At 61.5% G+C, this 21,019-nt stretch carries 22 protein-coding genes; 12 read left to right on the top strand and 10 right to left on the bottom strand.

All coding sequences use genetic code 11. The features are described from left to right. From DIC66_RS19680 to DIC66_RS19640, 9 genes are all read right to left on the bottom strand, one after another. Positions 1–175: GTP-binding protein (locus DIC66_RS19680; protein ID WP_233505953.1), on the bottom strand; the 175-nt coding region annotated here is incomplete at its 3' end. 110 nt (positions 176–285) lie between these two features. Beyond that, complete coding sequence (gene fusA, locus DIC66_RS19675; RefSeq protein WP_117179890.1) at positions 286–2,388, bottom strand: elongation factor G; 2,103 nt, start codon at positions 2,386–2,388, stop codon at positions 286–288. A gap of 148 nt (positions 2,389–2,536) precedes the next feature. Beyond that, on the bottom strand, positions 2,537–3,010 hold the full coding sequence (gene rpsG, locus DIC66_RS19670; protein ID WP_117179889.1) for a 30S ribosomal protein S7: 474 nt from the start codon (positions 3,008–3,010) through the stop codon (positions 2,537–2,539). A gap of 177 nt (positions 3,011–3,187) precedes the next feature. Beyond that, positions 3,188–3,565, bottom strand: a complete 378-nt coding sequence (rpsL, locus tag DIC66_RS19665) for a 30S ribosomal protein S12 (protein WP_117179888.1) — start codon at positions 3,563–3,565, stop codon at positions 3,188–3,190. 153 nt (positions 3,566–3,718) lie between these two features. Next, positions 3,719–4,903, bottom strand: a complete 1,185-nt coding sequence (locus DIC66_RS19660) for a D-alanyl-D-alanine carboxypeptidase family protein (RefSeq protein ID WP_117179887.1) — start codon at positions 4,901–4,903, stop codon at positions 3,719–3,721. Positions 4,904–4,951: 48 nt separating this feature from the next. Next, a complete protein-coding gene (locus DIC66_RS19655) occupies positions 4,952–5,596 on the bottom strand; it encodes an alpha/beta hydrolase (RefSeq protein WP_117179886.1) in 645 nt (214 codons plus the stop codon). 3 nt (positions 5,597–5,599) lie between these two features. Further along, positions 5,600–5,950, bottom strand: a complete 351-nt coding sequence (locus DIC66_RS19650) for a (2Fe-2S) ferredoxin domain-containing protein (protein WP_117179885.1) — start codon at positions 5,948–5,950, stop codon at positions 5,600–5,602. Between the two features lie 9 nt (positions 5,951–5,959). Further along, complete coding sequence (locus DIC66_RS19645; RefSeq protein ID WP_117179884.1) at positions 5,960–7,054, bottom strand: VanZ family protein; 1,095 nt, start codon at positions 7,052–7,054, stop codon at positions 5,960–5,962. 11 nt (positions 7,055–7,065) lie between these two features. Continuing rightward, positions 7,066–7,506, bottom strand: coding sequence for a CopD family protein (locus tag DIC66_RS19640; protein ID WP_117179883.1), 441 nt, complete (start codon positions 7,504–7,506; stop codon positions 7,066–7,068). A gap of 317 nt (positions 7,507–7,823) precedes the next feature. Between DIC66_RS19640 and hemB the strand changes: the two genes are divergently transcribed. From hemB to DIC66_RS19615, 5 genes are all read left to right on the top strand, one after another. After that, the gene (hemB, locus tag DIC66_RS19635; RefSeq protein WP_117179882.1) at positions 7,824–8,840 is read left to right on the top strand and encodes a porphobilinogen synthase; all 1,017 of its coding nucleotides are present in this window, start codon (positions 7,824–7,826) and stop codon (positions 8,838–8,840) included. A 30-nt stretch (positions 8,841–8,870) separates the two neighbouring features. Further along, positions 8,871–9,995, top strand: a complete 1,125-nt coding sequence (locus tag DIC66_RS19630; RefSeq protein WP_117179881.1) for a magnesium transporter CorA family protein — start codon at positions 8,871–8,873, stop codon at positions 9,993–9,995. A 269-nt stretch (positions 9,996–10,264) separates the two neighbouring features. Further along, the gene (locus DIC66_RS19625) at positions 10,265–11,416 is read left to right on the top strand and encodes a quaternary amine ABC transporter ATP-binding protein (protein WP_233506016.1); all 1,152 of its coding nucleotides are present in this window, start codon (positions 10,265–10,267) and stop codon (positions 11,414–11,416) included. Next, the gene (locus tag DIC66_RS19620; protein WP_117179879.1) at positions 11,409–12,287 is read left to right on the top strand and encodes an ABC transporter permease; all 879 of its coding nucleotides are present in this window, start codon (positions 11,409–11,411) and stop codon (positions 12,285–12,287) included. Before DIC66_RS19625 ends, DIC66_RS19620 begins: the two co-directional genes overlap by 8 nt. A gap of 15 nt (positions 12,288–12,302) precedes the next feature. Next, positions 12,303–13,328: a GlxA family transcriptional regulator gene (locus tag DIC66_RS19615; RefSeq protein ID WP_117179878.1), complete on the top strand. Its 1,026-nt coding sequence runs from the start codon at positions 12,303–12,305 to the stop codon at positions 13,326–13,328. A 165-nt stretch (positions 13,329–13,493) separates the two neighbouring features. Here DIC66_RS19615 and purU read toward each other — a convergent pair whose 3' ends face one another. Continuing rightward, a complete protein-coding gene (gene purU / locus DIC66_RS19610; protein ID WP_117179877.1) occupies positions 13,494–14,369 on the bottom strand; it encodes a formyltetrahydrofolate deformylase in 876 nt (291 codons plus the stop codon). Between the two features lie 278 nt (positions 14,370–14,647). Here purU and DIC66_RS19605 point away from each other — a divergent pair, with 278 nt between their 5' ends. From DIC66_RS19605 to DIC66_RS19575, 7 genes are all read left to right on the top strand, one after another. Continuing rightward, positions 14,648–15,352, top strand: a complete 705-nt coding sequence (locus DIC66_RS19605) for a corrinoid protein (protein ID WP_117179876.1) — start codon at positions 14,648–14,650, stop codon at positions 15,350–15,352. A 50-nt stretch (positions 15,353–15,402) separates the two neighbouring features. Further along, the gene (locus DIC66_RS19600; protein WP_117179875.1) at positions 15,403–16,044 is read left to right on the top strand and encodes a DUF1638 domain-containing protein; all 642 of its coding nucleotides are present in this window, start codon (positions 15,403–15,405) and stop codon (positions 16,042–16,044) included. After that, complete coding sequence (locus DIC66_RS19595) at positions 16,032–16,403, top strand: virulence factor (protein ID WP_117179874.1); 372 nt, start codon at positions 16,032–16,034, stop codon at positions 16,401–16,403. Before DIC66_RS19600 ends, DIC66_RS19595 begins: the two co-directional genes overlap by 13 nt. Position 16,404: 1 nt before the next feature. After that, positions 16,405–16,932, top strand: a complete 528-nt coding sequence (locus tag DIC66_RS19590) for a methylenetetrahydrofolate reductase C-terminal domain-containing protein (RefSeq protein ID WP_117179873.1) — start codon at positions 16,405–16,407, stop codon at positions 16,930–16,932. Next, the gene (locus tag DIC66_RS19585; RefSeq protein WP_117179872.1) at positions 16,929–17,957 is read left to right on the top strand and encodes a methylenetetrahydrofolate reductase; all 1,029 of its coding nucleotides are present in this window, start codon (positions 16,929–16,931) and stop codon (positions 17,955–17,957) included. Before DIC66_RS19590 ends, DIC66_RS19585 begins: the two co-directional genes overlap by 4 nt. Then, on the top strand, positions 17,954–18,868 hold the full coding sequence (locus tag DIC66_RS19580) for a dihydropteroate synthase (protein WP_117179871.1): 915 nt from the start codon (positions 17,954–17,956) through the stop codon (positions 18,866–18,868). The genes DIC66_RS19585 and DIC66_RS19580 overlap by 4 nt, the downstream gene beginning before the upstream one ends. 91 nt (positions 18,869–18,959) lie before the next feature. After that, positions 18,960–20,996, top strand: a complete 2,037-nt coding sequence (locus DIC66_RS19575) for an ASKHA domain-containing protein (protein ID WP_117179870.1) — start codon at positions 18,960–18,962, stop codon at positions 20,994–20,996. The last annotated feature ends 23 nt before the right edge of the window (positions 20,997–21,019 follow it).

Here is a 21,019-nt window from a genome sequence, read left to right as displayed (position 1 = left end):
GGGCTTTTTCTTCCGGAGCTGCATCGATCTGATCGTAAGCCTTGGCAGAGCCGCCAAACTTGGCTGCCAGCACCGTGGTGATGGCTGCAGTCAGCGTGGTCTTGCCGTGGTCAACGTGGCCAATGGTGCCCACATTGACGTGAGGCTTGGTACGTGTGAATTTTTCTTTACCCATATATCGTTCTCCAAAGAGCTTTTCCCGTGTATTGGTTTAATGTTTGCACGATGTTGCTGATTCGCCCCGCACGGGAACAGGGCGGCACACCGTCGCAGACAACTTCAAATTTACTTGGCGCGCGCTGCCATGATGGCTTCGGACACATTGCGCGGGGCTTCCGCGTAGTGCTTGAATTCCATCGTGTACGTTGCACGACCTTGCGACATGGAGCGCAGAGTGGTGGAGTAGCCGAACATTTCGGACAGGGGAACTTCAGCCTTGATGGCCTTGCCGCCGCCAACCATGTCGTCCATACCCTGCACCATGCCGCGGCGTGAGGACAGATCGCCCATCACGTTGCCGGCGTAGTCTTCAGGCGTTTCCACTTCCACAGCCATCATGGGCTCCAGAATCACGGGGCTGGCCTTGCGGCAACCTTCCTTGAAACCGAAGATAGCGGCCATCTTGAACGCGTTTTCGTTCGAGTCCACGTCGTGGTACGAACCGAAGGTCAGCGTCACCTTGACGTCCACCACCGGGTAGCCAGCCAACACGCCCTGGTTCAGGGCTTCGATAACGCCCTTTTCCACAGCGGGGATGAACTCGCGAGGAACCACACCGCCCTTGATGGCGTCGACGAACTGGAAGCCCTTGCCGGCTTCGTTGGGTTCGACGGTGAACACCACGTGACCGTACTGGCCCTTACCACCGGACTGGCGCACGAACTTGCCTTCCACTTCGGTGACTTGCTTGCGAATGGTTTCGCGGTAGGCAACCTGGGGCTTGCCCACGTTGGCTTCCACGCCGAATTCGCGCTTCATGCGGTCCACAATAATTTCCAGGTGCAACTCGCCCTGACCACCGATGATGGTCTGGCCCGACTCTTCGTCGGTCTGCACACGGAAAGAAGGATCTTCTGCAGCCAGACGGCTCAGAGCGATACCCATTTTTTCCTGGTCAGCCTTGGTCTTGGGTTCCACAGCCTGGCGGATCACGGAGTCCGGGAACACCATGCGTTCGAGCGTGATAACAGCCGAAGGATCGCACAGGGTTTCACCCGTGGTCACATCCTTCAGACCCACGCAGGCAGCGATGTCGCCAGCGCGGATTTCATCGACTTCTTCGCGGTTGTTGGCGTGCATTTGCACGATACGACCAATACGCTCTTTCTTGCCGCGCACGGCGTTGTAAACGGTGTCGCCCTTCTTCAGCACGCCGGAGTAGACGCGCACAAAGGTCAACTGGCCCACAAACGGGTCGGTCATCAGCTTGAATGCCAAGGCAGCAAACTTTTCGTTGTCGTCGGCCTTGCGGGTGGTTTCCACTTCGTCTTCGTCAAAGCCCTTGATGGCCTTCACGTCCAGAGGGGAAGGCATCAGTTCAATGACGGCGTCGAGCATGCGCTGCACGCCCTTGTTCTTGAACGCGGTGCCGCACAGCATGGGCTGGATTTCGCCAGCGCAGGTGCGCACGCGCAGACCGTGGGTGATTTCCTCTTCGGTCAAATCACCCTCTTCCAGGTATTTGTTCATCAGCTCTTCAGAGGCTTCGGCCGCGGCTTCCACCATCTTTTCGCGCCATTCCTTGGCACTGGCAACCAGGTCCGCAGGAATTTCTTCGAAGGTGAACTTCATGCCCTGGGACGCTTCGTCCCAGATAATGGCCTTCATCTTGCGCAGATCGACCACGCCGGTGAAGTTTTCTTCAGCGCCAATGGGGATCACGATGGGCACGGGGCTCGCCTTCAGGCGCAGCTTCATCTGCTCGACGACCTTGAAGAAGTTGGCACCGGTACGGTCCATCTTGTTCACAAACGCCAGACGCGGCACCTTGTACTTGTTGGCTTGACGCCACACAGTTTCAGACTGGGGCTGCACGCCACCCACTGCGCAATAGACCATGCAAGCGCCATCGAGCACGCGCATGGAGCGCTCGACTTCAATCGTGAAGTCCACGTGTCCGGGGGTGTCGATGATGTTGATACGGTGCTCTGCGAAAGACGCGTCCATGCCCTTCCAGAAGCAGGTGGTGGCAGCGGAAGTAATCGTGATGCCGCGCTCTTGCTCTTGCTCCATCCAGTCCATGGTGGCCGCGCCGTCGTGCACTTCACCAATCTTGTGGTTCACGCCGGTATAAAAAAGAATGCGCTCGGTGGTAGTGGTCTTGCCGGCGTCAATGTGCGCAGAAATACCGATATTGCGGTAACGCTCAATGGGGGTAGTGCGAGCCATGATGGATCCTTGGTTTGTCTGTATCGGAAAACTGTCACGCCGCACCCGGCAGCGTGAGTAGGGACTCAGCATTCTGAGCCCCTTTTATGACAGTGCGCAGGCACCGCCAAAGTGCGACAGCATCCAAATGGACGCCGCCGCTTTCGCTTTAGAAGCGGAAGTGCGAGAAGGCCTTGTTGGCTTCAGCCATACGGTGGACTTCGTCACGCTTCTTCATGGCGCCGCCACGGCCTTCGGTTGCTTCGAGCAACTCGTTGGCCAGACGCTGAGCCATGGACTTTTCACCGCGCTTGCGTGCGGCTTCCTTGATCCAGCGCATCGACAGAGCCAGACGGCGCACAGGGCGCACTTCCACCGGCACCTGGTAGTTGGCACCACCCACGCGGCGGGATTTCACTTCCACCATGGGCTTGACGTTGTTGATGGCAACGCTGAAGGCTTCCACCGGGTCTTTATCGGGGTGCTTCTTGCCTATCAGTTCCAGGGCACCGTAAATGATGCGCTCTGCAACAGCTTTCTTGCCGCCTTCCATGATCACGTTCATGAATTTGGACAGCTCTACATTGCCGAACTTGGGATCCGGCAGGATTTCACGTTTAGGGACTTCGCGACGACGTGGCATTTTTTCACCTCTTTGCTTCAGTTGGCATCCTTGCGGACACCTCGAGAGTTATTCAATAAGACTCTCACTTACTCGACCCAAACAGCGGGTCACTACGTTCATTCACCGCGCCACGCAGCAAACAAACACCTTTTAACTTTTTTGAATCCAGGGCTGTGGGCCCATGGCTCAGGCTAATTATTTAGCCTTGGGCTTTTTCGCACCGTACTTGGAGCGCGACTGCTTGCGGTCTTTCACGCCTTGCAAGTCGAGCGAACCACGCACAATGTGGTAACGCACACCGGGCAAGTCCTTGACACGACCGCCACGAACCAGCACCACGCTGTGTTCCTGCAGGTTGTGGCCTTCGCCGCCGATGTAGGAGATCACCTCAAAACCGTTGGTCAAGCGCACTTTGGCAACTTTACGCAGAGCGGAGTTAGGCTTTTTAGGCGTGGTGGTGTACACACGGGTGCATACGCCACGACGCTGGGGAGAGTTCTGCATCGCAGGACTCTTGGACTTGATAATCTCGACTTCGCGCCCCTGGCGCACTAGTTGGTTGATGGTTGGCACTTATGCCTCCTGAAAATAAACGTCCCTAAACGTTTGGTTCTTACAAAATAACTTTTCGAAAACGTGAATCCCTTCGGAATTTCCGAAAAGCCTTCGAATGTATCAGGTCTGGGGGTTTCCCGCAAGACCGTTTAGCCGCCACGTAAGGAGTGGTCAGCGTATCCAGAGGCGCATGGCATCCCATGCGCGGCCAATGACCCCGGCCTGTTCGACAGCATCCAGCGCCAGCAGTGGCACATCCACCACCGGCTGATCACCGGCCGTCACACGCAAAGTTGCCAGTTGCTGACCTTGCGCCACCGGCGCCACCAATGGGTCATTGCGCAAGACCTGCGTCCTGATTTTGGCTGCCATGCCATTGGGCACCGTCACCACGACGGACTGCATGCGCCCCAGTTTGACTGTGGCCGAGGCTCCCTTCCATATCGGGGGCGCCACCACCGGCTGGTTGGCATCGAACAACTTGACCGCTTCAAAGGCGGTGTAGCCCCAGTTCAGCAGCTTCTGCGATTCATTGGCGCGGGCGATTTCACTTTCTGCGCCCAGCACGACGGACAGCAGGCGCCGGCGGCCGGTGGCGGCCGGTGTTCCTGTAGCTGCACCCGCAACCACCAGGTTGGTGAAATCGCGCCTGGCCGTGGCAACCATACAAAAACCGGCGGCAACGGTGTAGCCGGTATTGAGTCCGTCCACGGTCGGATCCCGGAACAACAGCAAGTTGCGGTTACTGTCATTGGCAGCGGGCGTGCCGGGATAGTGATAGTGCTTGACGGCATAAAAGCCAACGTACTGAGGGAAATCAGCCATCAGTCGGGTGGCCAGAATGGCCAGATCGCGTGCCGTGGTCGTGTGCCCGGCTTCGGTCAGGCCTTCTGGATTCTTGTAACTGGTACTTTTCATGCCCAGCGCCCGGGCCTGCGCGTTCATCATCTGGACGAACTTTTCAGCCGTGCCGCCCACGCCCTCGGCAAGGGCCATGGTGGCGTCGTTGCCGCTTTGCACGATCATTCCCTGGATCAGGTCTTCCACTGGCACCTGCATCTTGGGGTCTATGAGCATGCGCGAACCCGGCATCTTCCAGGCGCGGGTGCTGACCGGGAAGGCCTGCTTCATGTCGATTTTTTTGGACTTCAGTGCATCGAACACCAAATAGGCCGTCATCAGCTTGGTCAGCGATGCGGGCTCCACCTGGGAGTCGATGTCCTTGGCCGCCAGGATCTGGTTGGCAGTCACGTCCAGCAACATGTAAGCACGTGCAGCCACTTCGGGCGGCTGGGGCATTTGCGCTGCCACGGAGAAACACAGAGCAGCCAGAACAATGGCGAGAAATGATTTCATGGGAGAAGGCAATAAAAGGTTCGCAAGGGAACCAAAGAGCCATAAGAATTAGACGGGCTTCAGATTGCTCATCAGGTGGCGGGCCACCAGCGAGCGCAACAGCGGCAATTGTCCATGGAAGAAATGCTCTACCCCGGGGATCACGGTAACAGGAAGTTTCTGGGGTCGAGCCCAGTCCAGCACGTCGGACAGGGGCACCGTGTCATCGACCTCGCCATGGACCACCAGCGTGCGCTCATGCAGTTCCGGCGCCAAGGGCGCTACCGCAAAGCGACTGGCCGCGGTACCGACCAACACGAGTTTGTCCAGTGGGCGCTGGCCTGCCAATTGGGCAATCGCATGGCTGGTGACAAAGGCGCCGAAAGAAAACCCGGCCAATGCCAGCGCGCCTGCGGGTGCCTGGTCTTGCACCACGGCCAGAAAATCCTGCAGCTCGCCATTGCCCTCGTCATAAGTACCCGCGCTGCCACCCACACCACGGAAATTGAAGCGTACTGCGCGCCAGCCGCACTGCACAAAGGCGCGCGCCAGGGTCTGCACCACCTTGTTGTCCAAGGTGCCGCCAAACAGCGGATGGGGGTGGGCAATTACCGCGACTCCGCATGGGGCCATTCCTGGCGCCGCTTCGTCGACGGCCACCTCGATCAGCCCGGCAGGTCCGGAGATGCTGGTTCGCAGTGTCGATGCCTTCATGACCTAGCGACCCAGGTGCGCTGGTGTCAGCAGGCGCTCCACTACCTGGCCGTTTTTGAGATGGGATTCCACGATTTCATCGATGTCGGCGTTGTCCAGATAGCTGTACCAGACGCCTTCGGGATAGACCACTGCCACCGGCCCGGCCGCGCAGCGGTCCAGACAGCCCGCCTTGTTCACACGCACCTGGCACGGGCCACTGATGCCCGCTTGCTTGACTTGCGCCTTGCAATGGTCGAACGCCTCTTGGGCATGGAAGTTGGCGCAGCAGGCTTCGCCGTTCTTGCGCTGATTCAAGCAGAAAAATATGTGCCGCTCAAAGTAGGGGCGTGCTGTTGGATTGGTTTCAGACATGGTGTGATTTTAGTTTTTTGCGTCGTGCTGCCAGATCAGCGACAGGGCGTAACCCAAAACCGCGTAAGGCCAAAGCCAGCCCAGCCACTGGGCCAACCCATTGAAACGGATAAAGCGGCCCTGCTCCCAGGCTTGCAGGGTCTGGGCGAAATACGGATTTTCGGGTGCCTGATTCAGGATGCTCAGGTACACCCCCAACCCCAACAGGACCAGCGCCGGAAAAACGCGGCTGGGCGCCCACGACAGCACAACCGCCAGCAGCAGTGCAAGTACCAAAGCCACTTGCGAGGGTAGATCCAGCCAGGCCCAGGCATGCCCCGGCCCCCAACTCAAGATGGCAGACAGGGCGGTGACCAGCGTGCCCAACCCTATATAAAGTGGCACAAACAGCAAACGGCGCAGGCCGGGTCGAATGACGCAAAAACCTAGCAGGCAGGGAATCAGCAGACCCAGCATCACGCACAGCAACTCAGTGCTGGGCAGCAGCGGCTGCAGCTCGATGTCGCGCACCGGCAGCCAAACCAGAAATGGCGTGTCGGCCAGTTGGTCCGCCACTTCTGCCTCGATACGCTCGAAAACCTGACCCAGGCCAAAAGGAACAGCGGGCGGAAACAGCAGCGCCAGCGGCCAGGTTGCCAACAAAACCAGCCCGCCCCTGGAATGCCTTACAAACCAGCGCATGCGAAAGTGACTCCAGCGGTCAATGGCACCCAGACGCTCCAGCGCCAGGGTTGCAAAGGCGCCCAGCCAGGCCCCCGCTGCATTGAGCAGCCAGTCTTCTCGCGAAGCCACCCGGACCGGCAGGAAACTCTGTAAGGTCTCCAAGCAAAGCGACAGCAAAGACGCCACCAACAGGGCAAATAGTACGGGGTGAGAAGAACGTCCGGCGCGCATGGCACTCAGTGCAAGCAAGCCGCCAAAGGGTACATAACCCGCCAGGTTGATGGCCACATCGAATCCGGTCCAGTAACGTGGCGGGGATGCCAGAAGAAAAGACCAGGCCTCCATTCCCTGGTCGCGCCAATCTGCAAAGGGGTACAGGCTGGCATACACAATCAACGCCGCACAAATCAACGCCAGTGGCGTGGCGGCGGTCTTGTGCATGGTGTGTTGCCTCAGAAAGGTTTGACGACCACCAAAATGACAGTGCCTATCAGCAGCAGCACCGGGATTTCGTTGAACCAGCGAAACCAGACGTGGCTATGGTGTTCAATGCCCGCTTCAAACTGGCCCAGCATGCGGGCGCACACCCCGTGGTAGATGACCGCAAACACGACCAGCAAGAGCTTGACGTGCATCCAGCCCACGCCTTGGCCGTCGCCCATGCCGAACCCGAAGCCATACAGTGACCAGAGCCAGATGCCAAAGCCCAGGGCCAGCACCACCAGCATGTGACTGAAGCGCATGAGCTTGCGCGCCATCAGCAGCAGGCGATCCCGCTCCGCCACCGAGCCAGGCGCCACCATCGCCAGGTTGACAAAAATGCGCGGCAAATAGAACAGCCCGGCGAACCAGCTGGCAACAAAAACGATGTGGAAGGACTTGATCCAGAGCATGGAGCTAGTGTAGCCCCCACGCTGCGCGTAGTGCGCTGCCCCCTCAGGGGCGCATTTGCCTTGGGACGGCCCTATGGCAAATTGTGAGATGGCAAAAAAAACCCCAGCACGTGGGCTGGGGTGGTAAGCCTATTTGCTGTCACACATCAAGGCCCCGCTCAGGGAGGAAAAGCGGGAGGTAGCAAGCTACCCGAGCGAAATGTAACAAGCATTTGGTCCCAGCACAAGCGCTTTTCACCAATATCCACGCCCACAAGTCTGATATTTTCCACAGTATCCATCCGCCCTGGCGTGTTCTTTCAGGCACAATTTTCCCCATGACACCTTATGCACCTTTCCCCGCCGGACGCCCCCGCCGCCTGCGCCGCGACACCTTCACCCGCAACCTGGTTCGCGAGAACAATCTGACGGCCCATGACCTCATTTACCCGGTTTTTGTAGTGGATGGACAAAAGCAGCGCGTGGCGGTTTCCTCCATGCCCGGCGTGGAGCGCCTGAGCCTGGACCTGTTGCTGCCGGTGGCCGAGCAGTGCGTCAAGCTGCAGATCCCGGTGATGGCCTTGTTCCCCGTGGTGGACCAGTCGCTCAAGGACTACCGCGGCAGCGAAGCCCTGAACCCGGACGGTCTGGTGCCGCGCGTGGTGCGTGCCCTCAAAAAAGAGTTTCCCGACCTCGGTGTGATGACCGACGTGGCGCTGGACCCCTTCACCAGCCACGGCCAGGACGGCCTGCCCGACACCCGACCCGAAACCGAGGGTTATATCCTGAATGACGAAACCACCGCCGCGCTGGTACAGCAGGCGCTGACCCAGGCCCGCGCCGGCGTGGACATCGTGGCCCCCAGCGACATGATGGACGGCCGCATTGCCGCCATCCGGGCCGCACTCGAAGCCGAGAAGCTGGTGCACACCCGCATCATGGCCTACAGCGCCAAGTACGCCAGCGCCTTCTACGGCCCGTTCCGGGACGCCGTGGGGTCTGCCGCCAACCTGGGCAAGAGCAACAAGAAAAGCTACCAGATGGACCCCGGCAACAGCGACGAGGCCCTGCGCGAAGTCGCCATGGACATTGCCGAGGGCGCCGACATGGTGATGGTCAAGCCCGGCATGCCCTATCTGGATGTGGTGCGCCGCGTCAAGGACGCATTCCGCATTCCCACCTTCGCCTACCAGGTGTCGGGTGAATACGCCATGCTCAAGGCCGCGGCCGCCAATGGTTGGCTGGACCATGACGCTGTCATGCTGGAGAGTCTGCTGGCCTTCAAGCGTGCCGGAGCCGATGGCGTACTGACCTACTTCGCCATAGAAGCTGCGACGCTGCTGCAGAACCGCTAGGCCAGAGCCCCTTACGCACGCGGCCCGACCATGCGCATCTTCCACATCCAGAACACCGCCGTCAGTGAGGGCCTGTCTTTGGAGGGTTTGCTGCAGAACGGGCTGCCCGCCACCGGATTTGTCTGGATCAGTTGCACGCACAGTGTGCTCGAAGCTCAACTGGGCACCATCCAGGCCGTGTTGCAGCAACTGTGCGGGCAGGCCCTGCTGGACCTGCATGTCTCGGATTTGCTCAACACCCAGTTGCCATCGCATTACGACTACACCTCGCAATACGATGTGGTGGTGTTCCGGCGCCTGGCAACTGCTGTTGCGGCCACAACAGACAAAAAGCCCCCCATCAACGGCACCAAGCGGGGCGGGCCACCGATACTGCGGCGCATTGACACCAACCCGGTGGGCTTTGCCATTTTCGACCGCGTGCTACTGACCGTACACCCCAGTGATTGCGCAGTGCGCGATACCTATGCATCCAAACTGATGCAGACCAGCGCTATCGATGCGCGCGCGGACGTCCGCACCGCTGGAACACGCTACCCCACCAGCCCGGCCGACCTGATGCTGCGCATCGTCAACCTGATGGTGGATGGCTATCTGGCCCTGCGCCGCGAGCTTACCCACCAGCTGGACCACTGGCAGACCGAGTTGCTGGATCCCAAAACCCGTTTCGCCAACTGGGCCGCGCTGCTCGATGCGCGCCAGGCGTTGCACCAACTGGATGAGGTTTGCGAAGACCAGCGCTCCTGTGTTCAGGACTGGATTGAAGCTGTCAAAACATGGCCCCTGGTGGCTGAGGCCACCGAGGCGCGTGAACGCGAGCTGCTGCAGGTGCGCAGCCGCGACGTGCTGGAACACATCGAACGCGTGGTCCACCATGTACGACGTCTGGAGCAAAGTGTGGAGGCCGCTGTGCAAATGCACTTCAGCGCGCAAAGCCACCGCACCAACGACATCATGCGCACACTCACCGCGCTGACCGCCATCTTTCTGCCCCTGAACCTGATTGCAGGCATCTTCGGCATGAATTTTGAATTCATTCCCTTGTTGCATCTGCACACCGGCTTCTGGTGGGCCATGGGCAGCATGCTGACCATCGCAGCCGCACTCGGTCTGGTGTTCTGGCGCAAGCGCTATTTGTCACGCAGTGCACACTGAACCCCGTCAAATGCACTGCATTGGCTAGGTGGATTCCCTAGTCGGCTGCACGCCTGTCGCAGATTGACAATCGGGCGGCGCATTTTGGGATCAAACTGCGCTTTGGCCCGTTAGCATGGCCCGCTTCCTGCATGGCAAAGGGAGTGCAGCGCTACGGCGCAGCCAGCAGCCCAACACAAAGCTTAGTGAACCCAAGGACAACACCTGTGGCCGAAAAAGTCGTCGTCAAAAATCTCTACAAAGTCTTCGGGCCAGACCCGCAACTGGCCATGCAAATGCTCCAGCGCGGCCAGAGCAAGGATGAAATCTTCCAGCAGACCGGCATGGTGGTGGGCGTCAAGGACGCCAACTTCCACGTCAACGAAGGCGAAATTTTCGTCCTGATGGGGCTCTCGGGCTCCGGCAAGTCCACGCTGATTCGCCTGCTCAACCGCCTGGTCGAGCCCACCCATGGCCAGATCCTGGTGGGCGGCAATGACGTGGCCACCATGACCAAGAAGGCCCTGATCGAGCTGCGCCGCAAGGACCTGGCCATGGTGTTCCAGTCCTTTGCGCTGCTGCCCCATCTTTCGGTGTTGCGCAACACCGCCTTTGGCCTGGAAGTGGCAGGTGTGGACCGTAAGGCCCGCGAAATGCGCGCCATGGAGGTGCTGGATCAGGTTGGCCTCAAGGCCTTTGCCAACCGCATGCCCGCCGAACTCTCGGGCGGCATGCAGCAGCGCGTGGGCCTGGCCCGCGCCCTGGCGGTGGACCCCTCGCTGATGCTGATGGACGAGGCCTTCTCGGCCCTGGATCCGCTCAAGCGCACCGAGATGCAGGAGCTCCTGCTCAAGCTGCAGTCCGAGCAGCAGCGCACCATTGTGTTTGTGTCGCACGACCTGGACGAGGCTTTTCATATTGGCAACCGCATTGCCATCATGGAGGGCGGGCGCATTGTGCAGATCGGCACCCCCGACGAGATCCTGCGCAACCCCAGCGACGCCTATGTACGCGCCTTCTTCAAGGGCGTGGATGTCAACAAATACCTGGTGGCCAAGGATGTGGCCAGCGCCAACGAGACCCTGGTCATACGCGCCAGTGCGGATGCGCAGGCTGACATGCGCACAGCCATTGCCCAGTTGCGCGAGACCCAGCGCCACTACGCTTTTGTGGTCGGCCAGGACGGCCGCCTGCAGGGTGCGGTGACCATGGACTCCATGTTCCGCGGCCTGGAGTCTGGCACCAGCGAAATCTCCAGCGCCTTTGTGCCGCACATCCAGCCGGTGGCCGATTCGCTGGTGCTGCGCAACCTGATAGCCCGCCTGGTCACCAACCCGGTGCCGCTGCCGGTGGTGGATGCCGACATGCGCTATCTGGGTGCGGTCACCCAGACAATTTTGTTGAAGAAAATGGTGGAAGAAGTGGAGGCCAGTCATGAGTGATTCCCTGCCTTTGGGCGAATGGGTGGACCGCGGTGTCAAGTTCGTGATCGATAACGACGGCGGCACGCTGGAACGCATGGGCTCCGGCATTGGCACCCTGACCGAGGGACTGGAGTTGGGCCTGCAGGCCATTCCCATGCCGGTGATTACCGCCCTGCTGGTAGCCATTGGTTTTTGGCGCATAGGCTGGAAATTTGGCCTGTTCTGCCTGGCCTGCTGCTATGTGATTGACGCCACCGGCTTCTGGCCGCAGACCATGGTCACCCTGGCGCTGATCATTGCGGCCACGGTCATCAGCCTGGTGCTGGGCATGCCCTTGGGGATTTGGGCGGCGCGCAGCGACCGGGTTGCGTCCATCGTGCGGCCCACGCTGGACTTCATGCAGACCATGCCGGCCTTTGTCTACCTGATTCCGGCAGCCATGCTGTTTGGCCTGGGCCGCGTGCCCGGTGTGCTGTCCACGGTGATTTTTGCCATGCCCCCGGTGGTACGTCTGACGTCCCTGGGCATACGCCAGGTCAACAAGGAGCAGGTCGAGGCCGGCATCACCTTTGGCTGCACGCCTACGCAGGTGCTGTTCAAGGTGCAGATCCCCGGCGCCATGCCCTCCATCATGGCCGGCATCAACCAGACCATCATGATGGCGCTGTCCATGGTCATCATCGCCTCCATGGTGGGCGCGGGTGGTTTGGGCAACGATGTGCTGGCCAGCATACAGCGCCTGGACATCGGCCTGGGCTTCGAATCGGGCCTGGCCGTGGTGCTGCTGGCCATCATGCTGGACCGCATCACCGAAACTTTTGGCGCGCAGGGCAAACGTCAAACCTGGAGGGATAAACTCGGCCTTAAACCCAAAGACAACGGCTCCTGAAAACCGACCCTACTGATGGATTTCTCCGCCCCCCGCCGCACCGGCCCGCTGCCCAAGCACCGCTTTGTCTTCCTGACGCTGCAGAACTATTCCCTGATAGCGCTGTCCAGCGCGGTGGAAGCCCTGCGCATGGCCAACCGCGTGGCCGAGCAGGATGTGTACGAGTGGACCCTGGCCAGCATGGACGGCCGGCCGGTAGCCGCGAGCAACGGCCTGTCCATGTCACCCACAGTGGCCATTGACCACATTGGCCCGGCCAACATCGTGTTTGTCTGCGGCGGCGTCAACGTCGAGCAGGCCGTGACCCCCGAACTGATTGCCGAACTGCGCCGCCTGGCCCAACGCCTGGTGCCCCTGGGCTCGCTGTGCACCGGCGGCTATGCGCTGGCCAAGGCCGGTCTGCTGGACAAGTACAAGGCGGTGGTGCACTGGGAAAACATGTCGGCGCTGGAAGAGCAGTTCCCGGCTGTGCAGTTCTCCAAGCAGCTCTACGCCATAGACCGCGACCGTTACACCTGCTCGGGCGGCGTGGCGCCTCTTGACCTGATGCTCAACATCATCAAGAACCACCTGGGCCGCGACATTGCGCCGCAGATTTCCGACCAGTTCATTCTGGACCGCATCCGCAGCGACCAGGACCGCCAGCACGTGCCCCTGTTGGCGCGCGTGGGCCTGTTCCACGAGAACCTGATCGAGGCCGCCGCCCTGATGGAGGCGAATCTGGAAGAGCCGCTGTCACTGGACGAGATTGCGCACCTGGTGGGCGTGTCACGCCGCCAGATCGAGCGCCTGTTCAAGCGCTATGTGGGCGAGGTGCCCACCAAGTACTACCTGGACATGCGCCTGCGCCGGGCCCGCGGACTTTTGCTGCAAACCTCTATGTCGATCATGGAGGTGGCGGTGGCCTGCGGCTTCCAGTCGCCGCCGCATTTCTCCAAGTGCTACCGCGATTTGTTTGGGCACACGCCGAGTGCGGAGCGGCGCAACAGCCGCAAGGTGTCCATGGGGGAGGAACCGGGGGAGGCTGAGTTGGAGATTTAGCCTGGCTTGGGGCTGTTGGCCTCTGCAGCTTCTGTCTGGGTGAGGCTATTTCCTGCGAGGCATGGTCTATGACTCCCCCATCCCCCCCGCCCCTTACCCCGACGGGGGGTAAGGGGCGGGGGGGATGGGGGAGTTAAAAACCCAAGGCTGCAGCCAACACAATATTCAACCGAATATCACCGTCTTCGAATCATTCAAAAACACCCGCCGCTCCACATGCAAGCGCACAGCAGTCGCCAGTGCCCGGCATTCCGAATCACGCCCTGCCGCCGCCAGCTTCTCCGGCGTGTAGGTGTGGTCCACCCGCTGCACCACCTGCTCGATGATCGGGCCTTCGTCCAGATCCGCCGTCACATAGTGGGCCGTGGCGCCTGTGAGCTTGACGCCGCGCGCATGGGCCTGGTGGTAGGGCTTGGCGCCCTTGAAGCCGGGCAGGAAGGAATGGTGGATGTTGATGGCCTGGCCGCGCAGGCGACGGCACAGGTCGTCGGAGAGCACCTGCATGTAGCGCGCCAGCACCACCAACTCGCTCTGGGTTTCTTCCACCAGCGCCATCAGCTTGTCTTCCTGCACGGCCTTGGTCTCGGCTGTGACGGGAATGTGCACATAGGGGATGCCCTGGGCTTCCACCAGGCTGCGCAAATCGGGGTGGTTGGAGACCACGCAGCTGATTTCCATCTTCAGCTCGCCGGTGCGGTTGCGGTACAGCAGGTCCACCAGACAGTGGTCAAACTTGGACACCATGATCATCACGCGGGGCTTCTTGTCCGCCTCCACGATCGCCCACTCCATGACTTCGAGCTTGGCCACGGCCTCGAACTGCTCGCGCAGAGCCTCCAGCTCGGGGGTGCTGCCGGGGTTTCCGTAAAAGCTGATGCGGGTGAAAAAACGCCCGGTGATCACGTCATCAAACTGCTGCATGTCGGTGATGTAGCAGGTGTGCGAGGCCAGGAAACCCGACACCCGGGCCACGGTTCCCATGCGGCTGTCGCAGGTAGCCGTGAGGATGTAATGGGGCTTGCCTTCAAGTGGAACGGTCATGGGAACGGAACTCCTGGGGTTAACAATCGGTTGTGGGGGACAGGCCTGTGCTGTCACTGAGGGCAGTTTAGGGACTGGCGGCCAGCCGAATTATCTTGCAGCGACGGCGATTTCGACCCGAACGACCAAGCCATTTGCGTGACAATCCAGCTGTCGTGTGACGACAATCCAAAGTCGCTATTTTGTCAGCCCTGCCAGGAGGCGACTCGTACCATTTTCAACACGCTCAGGCTGTGGCAACACGGTCATCCGGGCACATCTTTTATCAGGAGTTAGCGGTGGCCAATGAATTTGAAGACGATCTGGATCTGAACACCTTGAACGACGAGGAACTGACGGAACAGGTCCATGACGATTTGTACAACGGCCTGCGCGAAGAGGTGGTGGAAGCCACCAACATCCTGCTGGGCCGGGGCTGGACTGCAGCCCGCGTGCTGGATGACGCACTGGTCGAAGGCATGCGCATTGTGGGCGTCGATTTCCGCGACGGCATCCTGTTTGTGCCCGAAGTGCTGCTGGCAGCCAACGCCATGAAGGGCGGCATGGAAATTCTGCGCCCCCTGCTGGCTGAGACTGGCGTGGAGCCCATCGGCAAAATGGTCATCGGCACCGTCAAGGGCGACATCCATGACATCGGCAAAAACCTGGTGGGCATGATGATGGAAGGCGCGGGCTTTGAGGTGATTGACCTGGGCATCAACAACCCGGTAGAGAAATACCTGGAAGCCATCGAGCTGCACAAGCCCGACATCCTGGGCCTGTCCGCCCTGCTCACCACCACCATGCCTTACATGAAGGTGGTCATCGATACCCTGAAGGAAAAGGGCATTCGCAACGACTACATCGTGCTGGTCGGTGGCGCGCCGCTCAACGAAGAATTCGGCAAAGCCGTGGGTGCTGATGCCTACTGCCGTGACGCCGGCATCGCCGTGGAAACCGCCAAGACCCTGATCGCCGCACGCCGCGCTGCTGCTGCGGCCTAAAAGCCCAAAGCTGTCTGTCGCCTGAGTCCGCCACGCACAACGTTGCTGCCATGGGTGCACAGCCAGCCTTCTTGGTCATTGCCTGCGGTGCGCTGGCGCGCGAGATCGTGGCGCTGCGCACCCTGAACCACTGGCCGCACATGGTGGTGCAGTGCCTGCCCGCCGACCTGCACAACCGTCCCGAGAAAATCCCCGAGGCCGTGCGCGCCAAGATACAGGCGGCACGCGGCAAATTCACCACCATCTTTGTGGCCTATGCCGATTGCGGCACAGGCGGGCTGTTGGATGCCGTTCTGCAGGAAGAAGGCGTGGAGCGCATTCCCGGCGCCCACTGCTATGAATTTTTTGCCGGCAGTGCGCAGTTCGAGGCACTGGCCGAGGCCGAGCTGGGCACCTTCTACCTGACCGACTTTTTGCTGCAGCATTTCGAGCGCCTCATCATCCACGGGCTGGGCATAGCCAAGCACCCGGAGCTGCTGCCCATGTACTTTGGCCACTACAAAAAGCTGACCTATTTGGCGCAGGTGGAATCGGCTGACAAGATCGCCGCCGGGCGCGCTGCGGCAGAGCGCCTGGGCCTGGATTTCGAATACCACGTCACCGGCTACGGTGGCCTGGCCACCAGCCTGCAACACGCCAGCGCCGCTGCGGCCTCAAGCGTAACCACGAGCACCATCACATGGCAAAACTAATCGTAATTTCCTGGCGCGACATCCCCGCGCAAGTGGTGGTCAAAAAGGGCCGCGAGACCGGCAAGGTGCAACTCTCGCACCGCTTCCAGGAAGCAGTGGACCGGGCCGCCATGCGCGCGGGCAAGTCCGGCTCGGCCGACTACCTGGCCGACTGGAAGCGCAGCGAGCCCCGCGCCTGCAGCGACGACATGCAGGCCGAGGCGGATGCCGAGGCCGCGAAGATTGAAGCGCAATACTCAGACGAAGACCTGCTGCGCCTGATCCGCGCGCACGGCGTGGACGAAACCAAAGCCGCAGCCCCGGCGACCGATGCAAGCACAGACGCCACCGGCGCCTCTGACACCACAGGAGCGGCCTGAGATGTACGCCGTGCGCCGCTGGTCCGTGCGCCATGCCCGTGGCATGGAAATCTTTTACGCCGCGTTCGAAAAGGCCTTCGTCGCCCTGCATCCGGTATGGAACTGGATCGGCTACGAGCGCGTCGAAAAGCCGGTGGCGGCTTTTGAAAAAGTGGCCAAAGGTTTGCTGTTTGACTGCAAGATGTGCGGCCAGTGCGCCCTGTCTTCCACCGGCATGTCCTGCTCCATGAACTGCCCCAAGAACATCCGCAACGGCCCCTGCGGCGGTGTGCGCGCCAACGGCCACTGCGAAGTCAAACCCGAGATGCGCTGCGTCTGGGTCGAGGCCTTTGCCGGCAGCGAGCGCATGGTGGAAGGCAAGAAGGCGATTCGCATCGTGCAGCTGCCCGTGGACCGCCGCCTGGAAGGCCGCTCCTCCTGGCTCAAGGTGGCACGCGACAAAAACCCACCACCACCCAAGCCGGTAGCTGCGCCTGCCGCTGCAGCGGCCGTTGCCCCTTCCGCCACCAGCACACCCAAAGCACCATGAAATTCGACGACGAACCGGTCCCGGGTTATCCGCTGCCCATCCTGCCCGGCCACACCTCGCCCGGGCGCCTGGAGCGCGTGCTGCGCGCAGGAGTCTTTGCGGTGACGGCCGAGCTGGACCCGCCGGACTCGGCTGATCCCGAAGACGTATACAAGCGTGCCCGCATTTTTGACGGCTATGTGGACGCCATCAATGCCACCGACGGTTCGGGCGCCAACTGCCATATGTCCAGCATCGCGGTGTGCGCCCTGCTCACCCGCATTGGCTACGCGCCGGTGATGCAGATTTCCTGCCGCGACAAGAACCGCATTGCCATCCAGGGCGACATCCTGGGCGGTGCTGCCATGGGTGTGGCCAATATGCTGTGCCTCAGTGGCGACGGCGTGCAGTCGGGCGACCACCCGCAGGCCAAGCCGGTGTTTGACCTGGACTGCATGAGCCTGCTCAACATCGGCCGCACCCTGCGCGACGAACACAAGTTCCAAAGCGGACGCAAGGTCACTTTTGCGCCGCGCGTCTTCTTTGGCGCCGCCGCCAACCCCTTTGTGCCGCCCTATGAGTGGCGCGCTGAACGCATTGCCAAGAAGATCGCCGCCGGCGCCCAATTCCTGCAGACCCAGTACTGCTACGACGTGCCGCGCCTGAAAAGTTTCATGCAGCAGATGGAAGATCTGGGCCTGCTGGAAGGGCCCAACAAGGCCTTCTTCCTGATCGGCGTGGGCCCCTTGCGCACCGCCAAGGCCGCCGACTGGATGCGCACCAACGTGCCCGGCATCCACATCCCGGATGACGTAGTCAAGCGCATGGCCGGAGCCGAAAAGCCCGCCGCGGAAGGCCGCCAGATCTGCATCGATCTGATCCAGGAAATCAAGGACATCAAGGGCGTGTCCGGCGTACACGTCATGGCCTACCGGCAGGAAGAGTCGGTGGCTGAAATCATCCAGAAGTCGGGCGTACTCCAGGGCCGCGTGCCCTGGTACCCCGGCCGAGACATCCCTACAAACACAGAAAAGGAAACCACATGACCGATACCATCATCAGCTCTGCCACCCGGGAAGTGGTCATAGGCTTTGACCGCCCCTTCGTCATCATCGGCGAACGCATCAACCCCACCGGCCGCAAAATCATGGCCGCCGAAATGATGGCCGGCGACTACAGCCGCGTGATTGCCGACGCCTTGGCCCAGGTCGAAGCCGGTGCCCACATGCTCGACGTCAACGCCGGCATCCCGCTGGCCGACGAGCCCGGCATGCTGGCCAAGGCGATTCAGCTGGTGCAGTCGGTGACCGATGTGCCGCTCAGCATCGACTCCTCCATCGTCGCCGCGCTGGAAGCGGGCCTGGCCGTCTACAAGGGCAAGGCCCTGGTGAACTCGGTCACCGGCGAGGAAGACCGCCTGGAAACCGTGCTGCCGCTGGTGAAGAAATACGGCGCGGCCGTGGTGGCCATCTCCAACGACGAGACCGGCATCTCGCAAGACCCCAATGTGCGCTTTGAAGTGGCCCGCAAGATTGTGAACCGCGCCTCCGACTACGGCATCCCCGCCTGCGACATCGTGGTCGATCCGCTGGTCATGCCCATTGGCGCCATCAACCAAGCCGGTGTGCAGGTGATGCAACTGGTGCACCGCCTGAAAACCGAACTCAAGGTCAACACCACCTGCGGCGCCTCCAACGTCAGCTTCGGCCTGCCCGAGCGCAACGGCATCAACGCCGGCTTCCTGACCATGGCGATTGCCGCGGGCATGACTTCTGCCATCACCAACCCGCTGCACGCCGAGGTGGTCAAGGCCATCATGTCGGCCGACGTGATGATGGGCCACGACCCCGACTGCATGCGCTGGATCCGCAAGTTCCGCGCGGACCCGGTGATGGGCGCCGACGGCGAAATGGGCCGCGGACGGCGCGAAGGCGGCAGCCGCCGCAAACGCGAATAAACTGGCCTTCATCCATCCCAGGAGGTGGGCTAACCAGGGCCGGCGAAACACCGGTCTGGCGCAGGGCGCAATTGATTTTTTGGAGTGATGTGTGAGTCAAAAAGACCCCTTGGTCGTATTTACCCCTTCCGGCCGGCGCGGCCGCTTTCCCGTGGGCACGCCTGTGCTGCAGGCGGCACGCTCCCTGGGGGTGGACATTGATTCGGTGTGTGGCGGACGCGGCATTTGCGGGCGCTGCCAGGTGCTGGTCTCTGAAGGCGAATTCCCCAAGCACGGCCTGACCTCCAAGCTCGACCACCTCACGCCCTTTGGCAAGGTCGAAGAAGACTACTGCGTCACCCAACCGCTGGTGGATGGGCGCCGGCTTTCCTGCTCGGCCCAAGTGCTGGGCGATGTGGTGATCGATGTGCCTTCCAGCAGCCAGGTGCACAAGCAGGTGGTGCGCAAGGAGGCCGAGGCCCACGACGTGGAGCTGGACCCGCTGATCCGCCTGCACTATGTGGAGGTGCAGCAACCCGATATGCACGACCCCAGCGGCGACCTGCGCCGCCTGGAAGACGCGCTCGAGTTCGAGTGGCGCCTGACCGACCTGGCCTGCGATGTGATCGTGCTGCAGCAGCTGCAAAAGGCCTTGCGCGCCGGCCACTGGAAGGTGACCGTGGCGGTGCATGCCGGCCATCAGATCGTGGCCGTGTGGCCGGGCTTCAAGGAAAAAGTGTTTGGCCTGGCGGTGGACATTGGCTCCACCACCATTGCCGCGCATCTGTGCGACCTGGCTTCGGGCGAGGTGGTGGCATCTGCGGGGCTGATGAACCCGCAGATCCGCTTTGGCGAAGATTTGATGAGCCGCGTGTCCTACGTGATGATGAACCCCGGCGGCGAGAAGGAAATGACCACCGCCGTGCGCGAGGCCCTCAACACCCTGGCCCATGAAGTGGCGGCCCAGGCCGGCATCACGCCGCAGGACATTCTGGAAGCCACCTTTGTGGGCAACCCCATCATGCACCACCTGCTCTTGGGGATAGACCCCACCGAGCTGGGCGGCGCACCCTTTGCCCTGGCCACCGACCGCGCCATCACCCTGTGGGCGGTGGAGATCGACTTTGCCATCCACCGCAATGCCCGCATCTATGTGCTGCCCTGCATTGCCGGCCACGTGGGGGCCGATACGGCCGGCGTGCTGCTGGCCGAGCGCCCGGACCTGACCGACAAGATGACGCTCTTGGTGGATGTGGGCACGAACGCCGAGATCGTGCTGGGCAACAACCAGCGCCTCCTGGCCTGCTCCAGCCCCACCGGCCCGGCCTTTGAGGGCGCGCAAATCAGCTGCGGCCAGCGCGCCGCACCCGGCGCCATTGAGCGCGTGCGCATTGACCCGACTACGCTGGAGCCACGCTTCAAGGTGATTGGCTCCGACCTCTGGTCCGACGAGCCCGGATTTGATGCAGCGGTGGCAGGCTCGGGCGTGACCGGCGTATGCGGCTCCGGCATCATCGAAGCCCTGGCCGAGATGTACCTGGCCGGCATCATCCGCCACGACGGCACGATTGACGGCGCCTTGGCCGCGCGCAGCCCGCGCATCCAGGAAGACGGCCGCACGTTTTCGTACGAGTTGTACAAGGCAACAGAAGAAGCCCGGCCCCTGAAGATCATGCAGAACGATGTGCGCGCCATCCAGCTCGGCAAGGCCGCGCTCTATGCCGGTGTGCGCCTCTTGATGGAGCGCCTGAACATCACCACGGTGGACCGCATCCGCCTGGCCGGTGCCTTTGGCAGCCACATCGATGTGAAGTACGCCATGGTGCTGGGCATGATTCCGGATTGCAAACTCAGCGGCGTGTCCTCTGCCGGCAACGCGGCCGGTACCGGCGCGCGCATCGCGCTCTTGAACCAGCGCTCGCGCAAAGACATCGAGGCACTAGTGCGCAGGGTAGAGAAGATTGAGACCGCCGTGGAGCCACGCTTCCAGGAGTTCTTTGTCGAGGCCATGGCCATCCCCCACCTCACGGCACCGTTTGACGAACTGCGCAAAGAGGTCACACTGCCCGAGCGCACCATGTCCAGCACCGACGCCGGCCAGCGTGGGCGCAGGCCTTCGCGGCGCGACCCCAAGCCCGTGCAGGCATAACCGTTTCCCCCATCCAGCAAGAG

Origin of the sequence: Rhodoferax lacus (genome assembly GCF_003415675.1) — a bacterium.
Lineage (GTDB): Bacteria > Pseudomonadota > Gammaproteobacteria > Burkholderiales > Burkholderiaceae_C > Allorhodoferax > Allorhodoferax lacus.
The sequence above is the reverse complement of the archived record's forward strand: the minus strand, read 5'-3'. Positions and strand labels throughout refer to the sequence as shown.

Bases quoted from the DNA above. Each gene is read 5' to 3' on its own strand.
- DIC66_RS19615 (WP_117179878.1), top strand. From the start codon at position 12,303: ATGGATTTCTCCGCCCCCCGCCGCACCGGCCCGCTGCCCAAGCACCGC.
- hemB (WP_117179882.1), top strand. From the start codon at position 7,824: ATGACACCTTATGCACCTTTCCCCGCCGGACGCCCCCGCCGCCTGCGC.
- fusA (WP_117179890.1), bottom strand. From the start codon at position 2,388: ATGGCTCGCACTACCCCCATTGAGCGTTACCGCAATATCGGTATTTCT.
- DIC66_RS19585 (WP_117179872.1), top strand. From the start codon at position 16,929: ATGAAATTCGACGACGAACCGGTCCCGGGTTATCCGCTGCCCATCCTG.
- DIC66_RS19600 (WP_117179875.1), top strand. From the start codon at position 15,403: ATGGGTGCACAGCCAGCCTTCTTGGTCATTGCCTGCGGTGCGCTGGCG.
- DIC66_RS19620 (WP_117179879.1), top strand. From the start codon at position 11,409: ATGAGTGATTCCCTGCCTTTGGGCGAATGGGTGGACCGCGGTGTCAAG.
- DIC66_RS19630 (WP_117179881.1), top strand. From the start codon at position 8,871: ATGCGCATCTTCCACATCCAGAACACCGCCGTCAGTGAGGGCCTGTCT.
- DIC66_RS19595 (WP_117179874.1), top strand. From the start codon at position 16,032: ATGGCAAAACTAATCGTAATTTCCTGGCGCGACATCCCCGCGCAAGTG.
- DIC66_RS19625 (WP_233506016.1), top strand. From the start codon at position 10,265: ATGCAAATGCTCCAGCGCGGCCAGAGCAAGGATGAAATCTTCCAGCAG.
- DIC66_RS19640 (WP_117179883.1), bottom strand. From the start codon at position 7,506: ATGCTCTGGATCAAGTCCTTCCACATCGTTTTTGTTGCCAGCTGGTTC.
- DIC66_RS19650 (WP_117179885.1), bottom strand. From the start codon at position 5,950: ATGTCTGAAACCAATCCAACAGCACGCCCCTACTTTGAGCGGCACATA.
- DIC66_RS19580 (WP_117179871.1), top strand. From the start codon at position 17,954: ATGACCGATACCATCATCAGCTCTGCCACCCGGGAAGTGGTCATAGGC.
- DIC66_RS19590 (WP_117179873.1), top strand. From the start codon at position 16,405: ATGTACGCCGTGCGCCGCTGGTCCGTGCGCCATGCCCGTGGCATGGAA.
- DIC66_RS19645 (WP_117179884.1), bottom strand. From the start codon at position 7,054: ATGCACAAGACCGCCGCCACGCCACTGGCGTTGATTTGTGCGGCGTTG.
- purU (WP_117179877.1), bottom strand. From the start codon at position 14,369: ATGACCGTTCCACTTGAAGGCAAGCCCCATTACATCCTCACGGCTACC.
- DIC66_RS19660 (WP_117179887.1), bottom strand. From the start codon at position 4,903: ATGAAATCATTTCTCGCCATTGTTCTGGCTGCTCTGTGTTTCTCCGTG.
- rpsG (WP_117179889.1), bottom strand. From the start codon at position 3,010: ATGCCACGTCGTCGCGAAGTCCCTAAACGTGAAATCCTGCCGGATCCC.
- DIC66_RS19655 (WP_117179886.1), bottom strand. From the start codon at position 5,596: ATGAAGGCATCGACACTGCGAACCAGCATCTCCGGACCTGCCGGGCTG.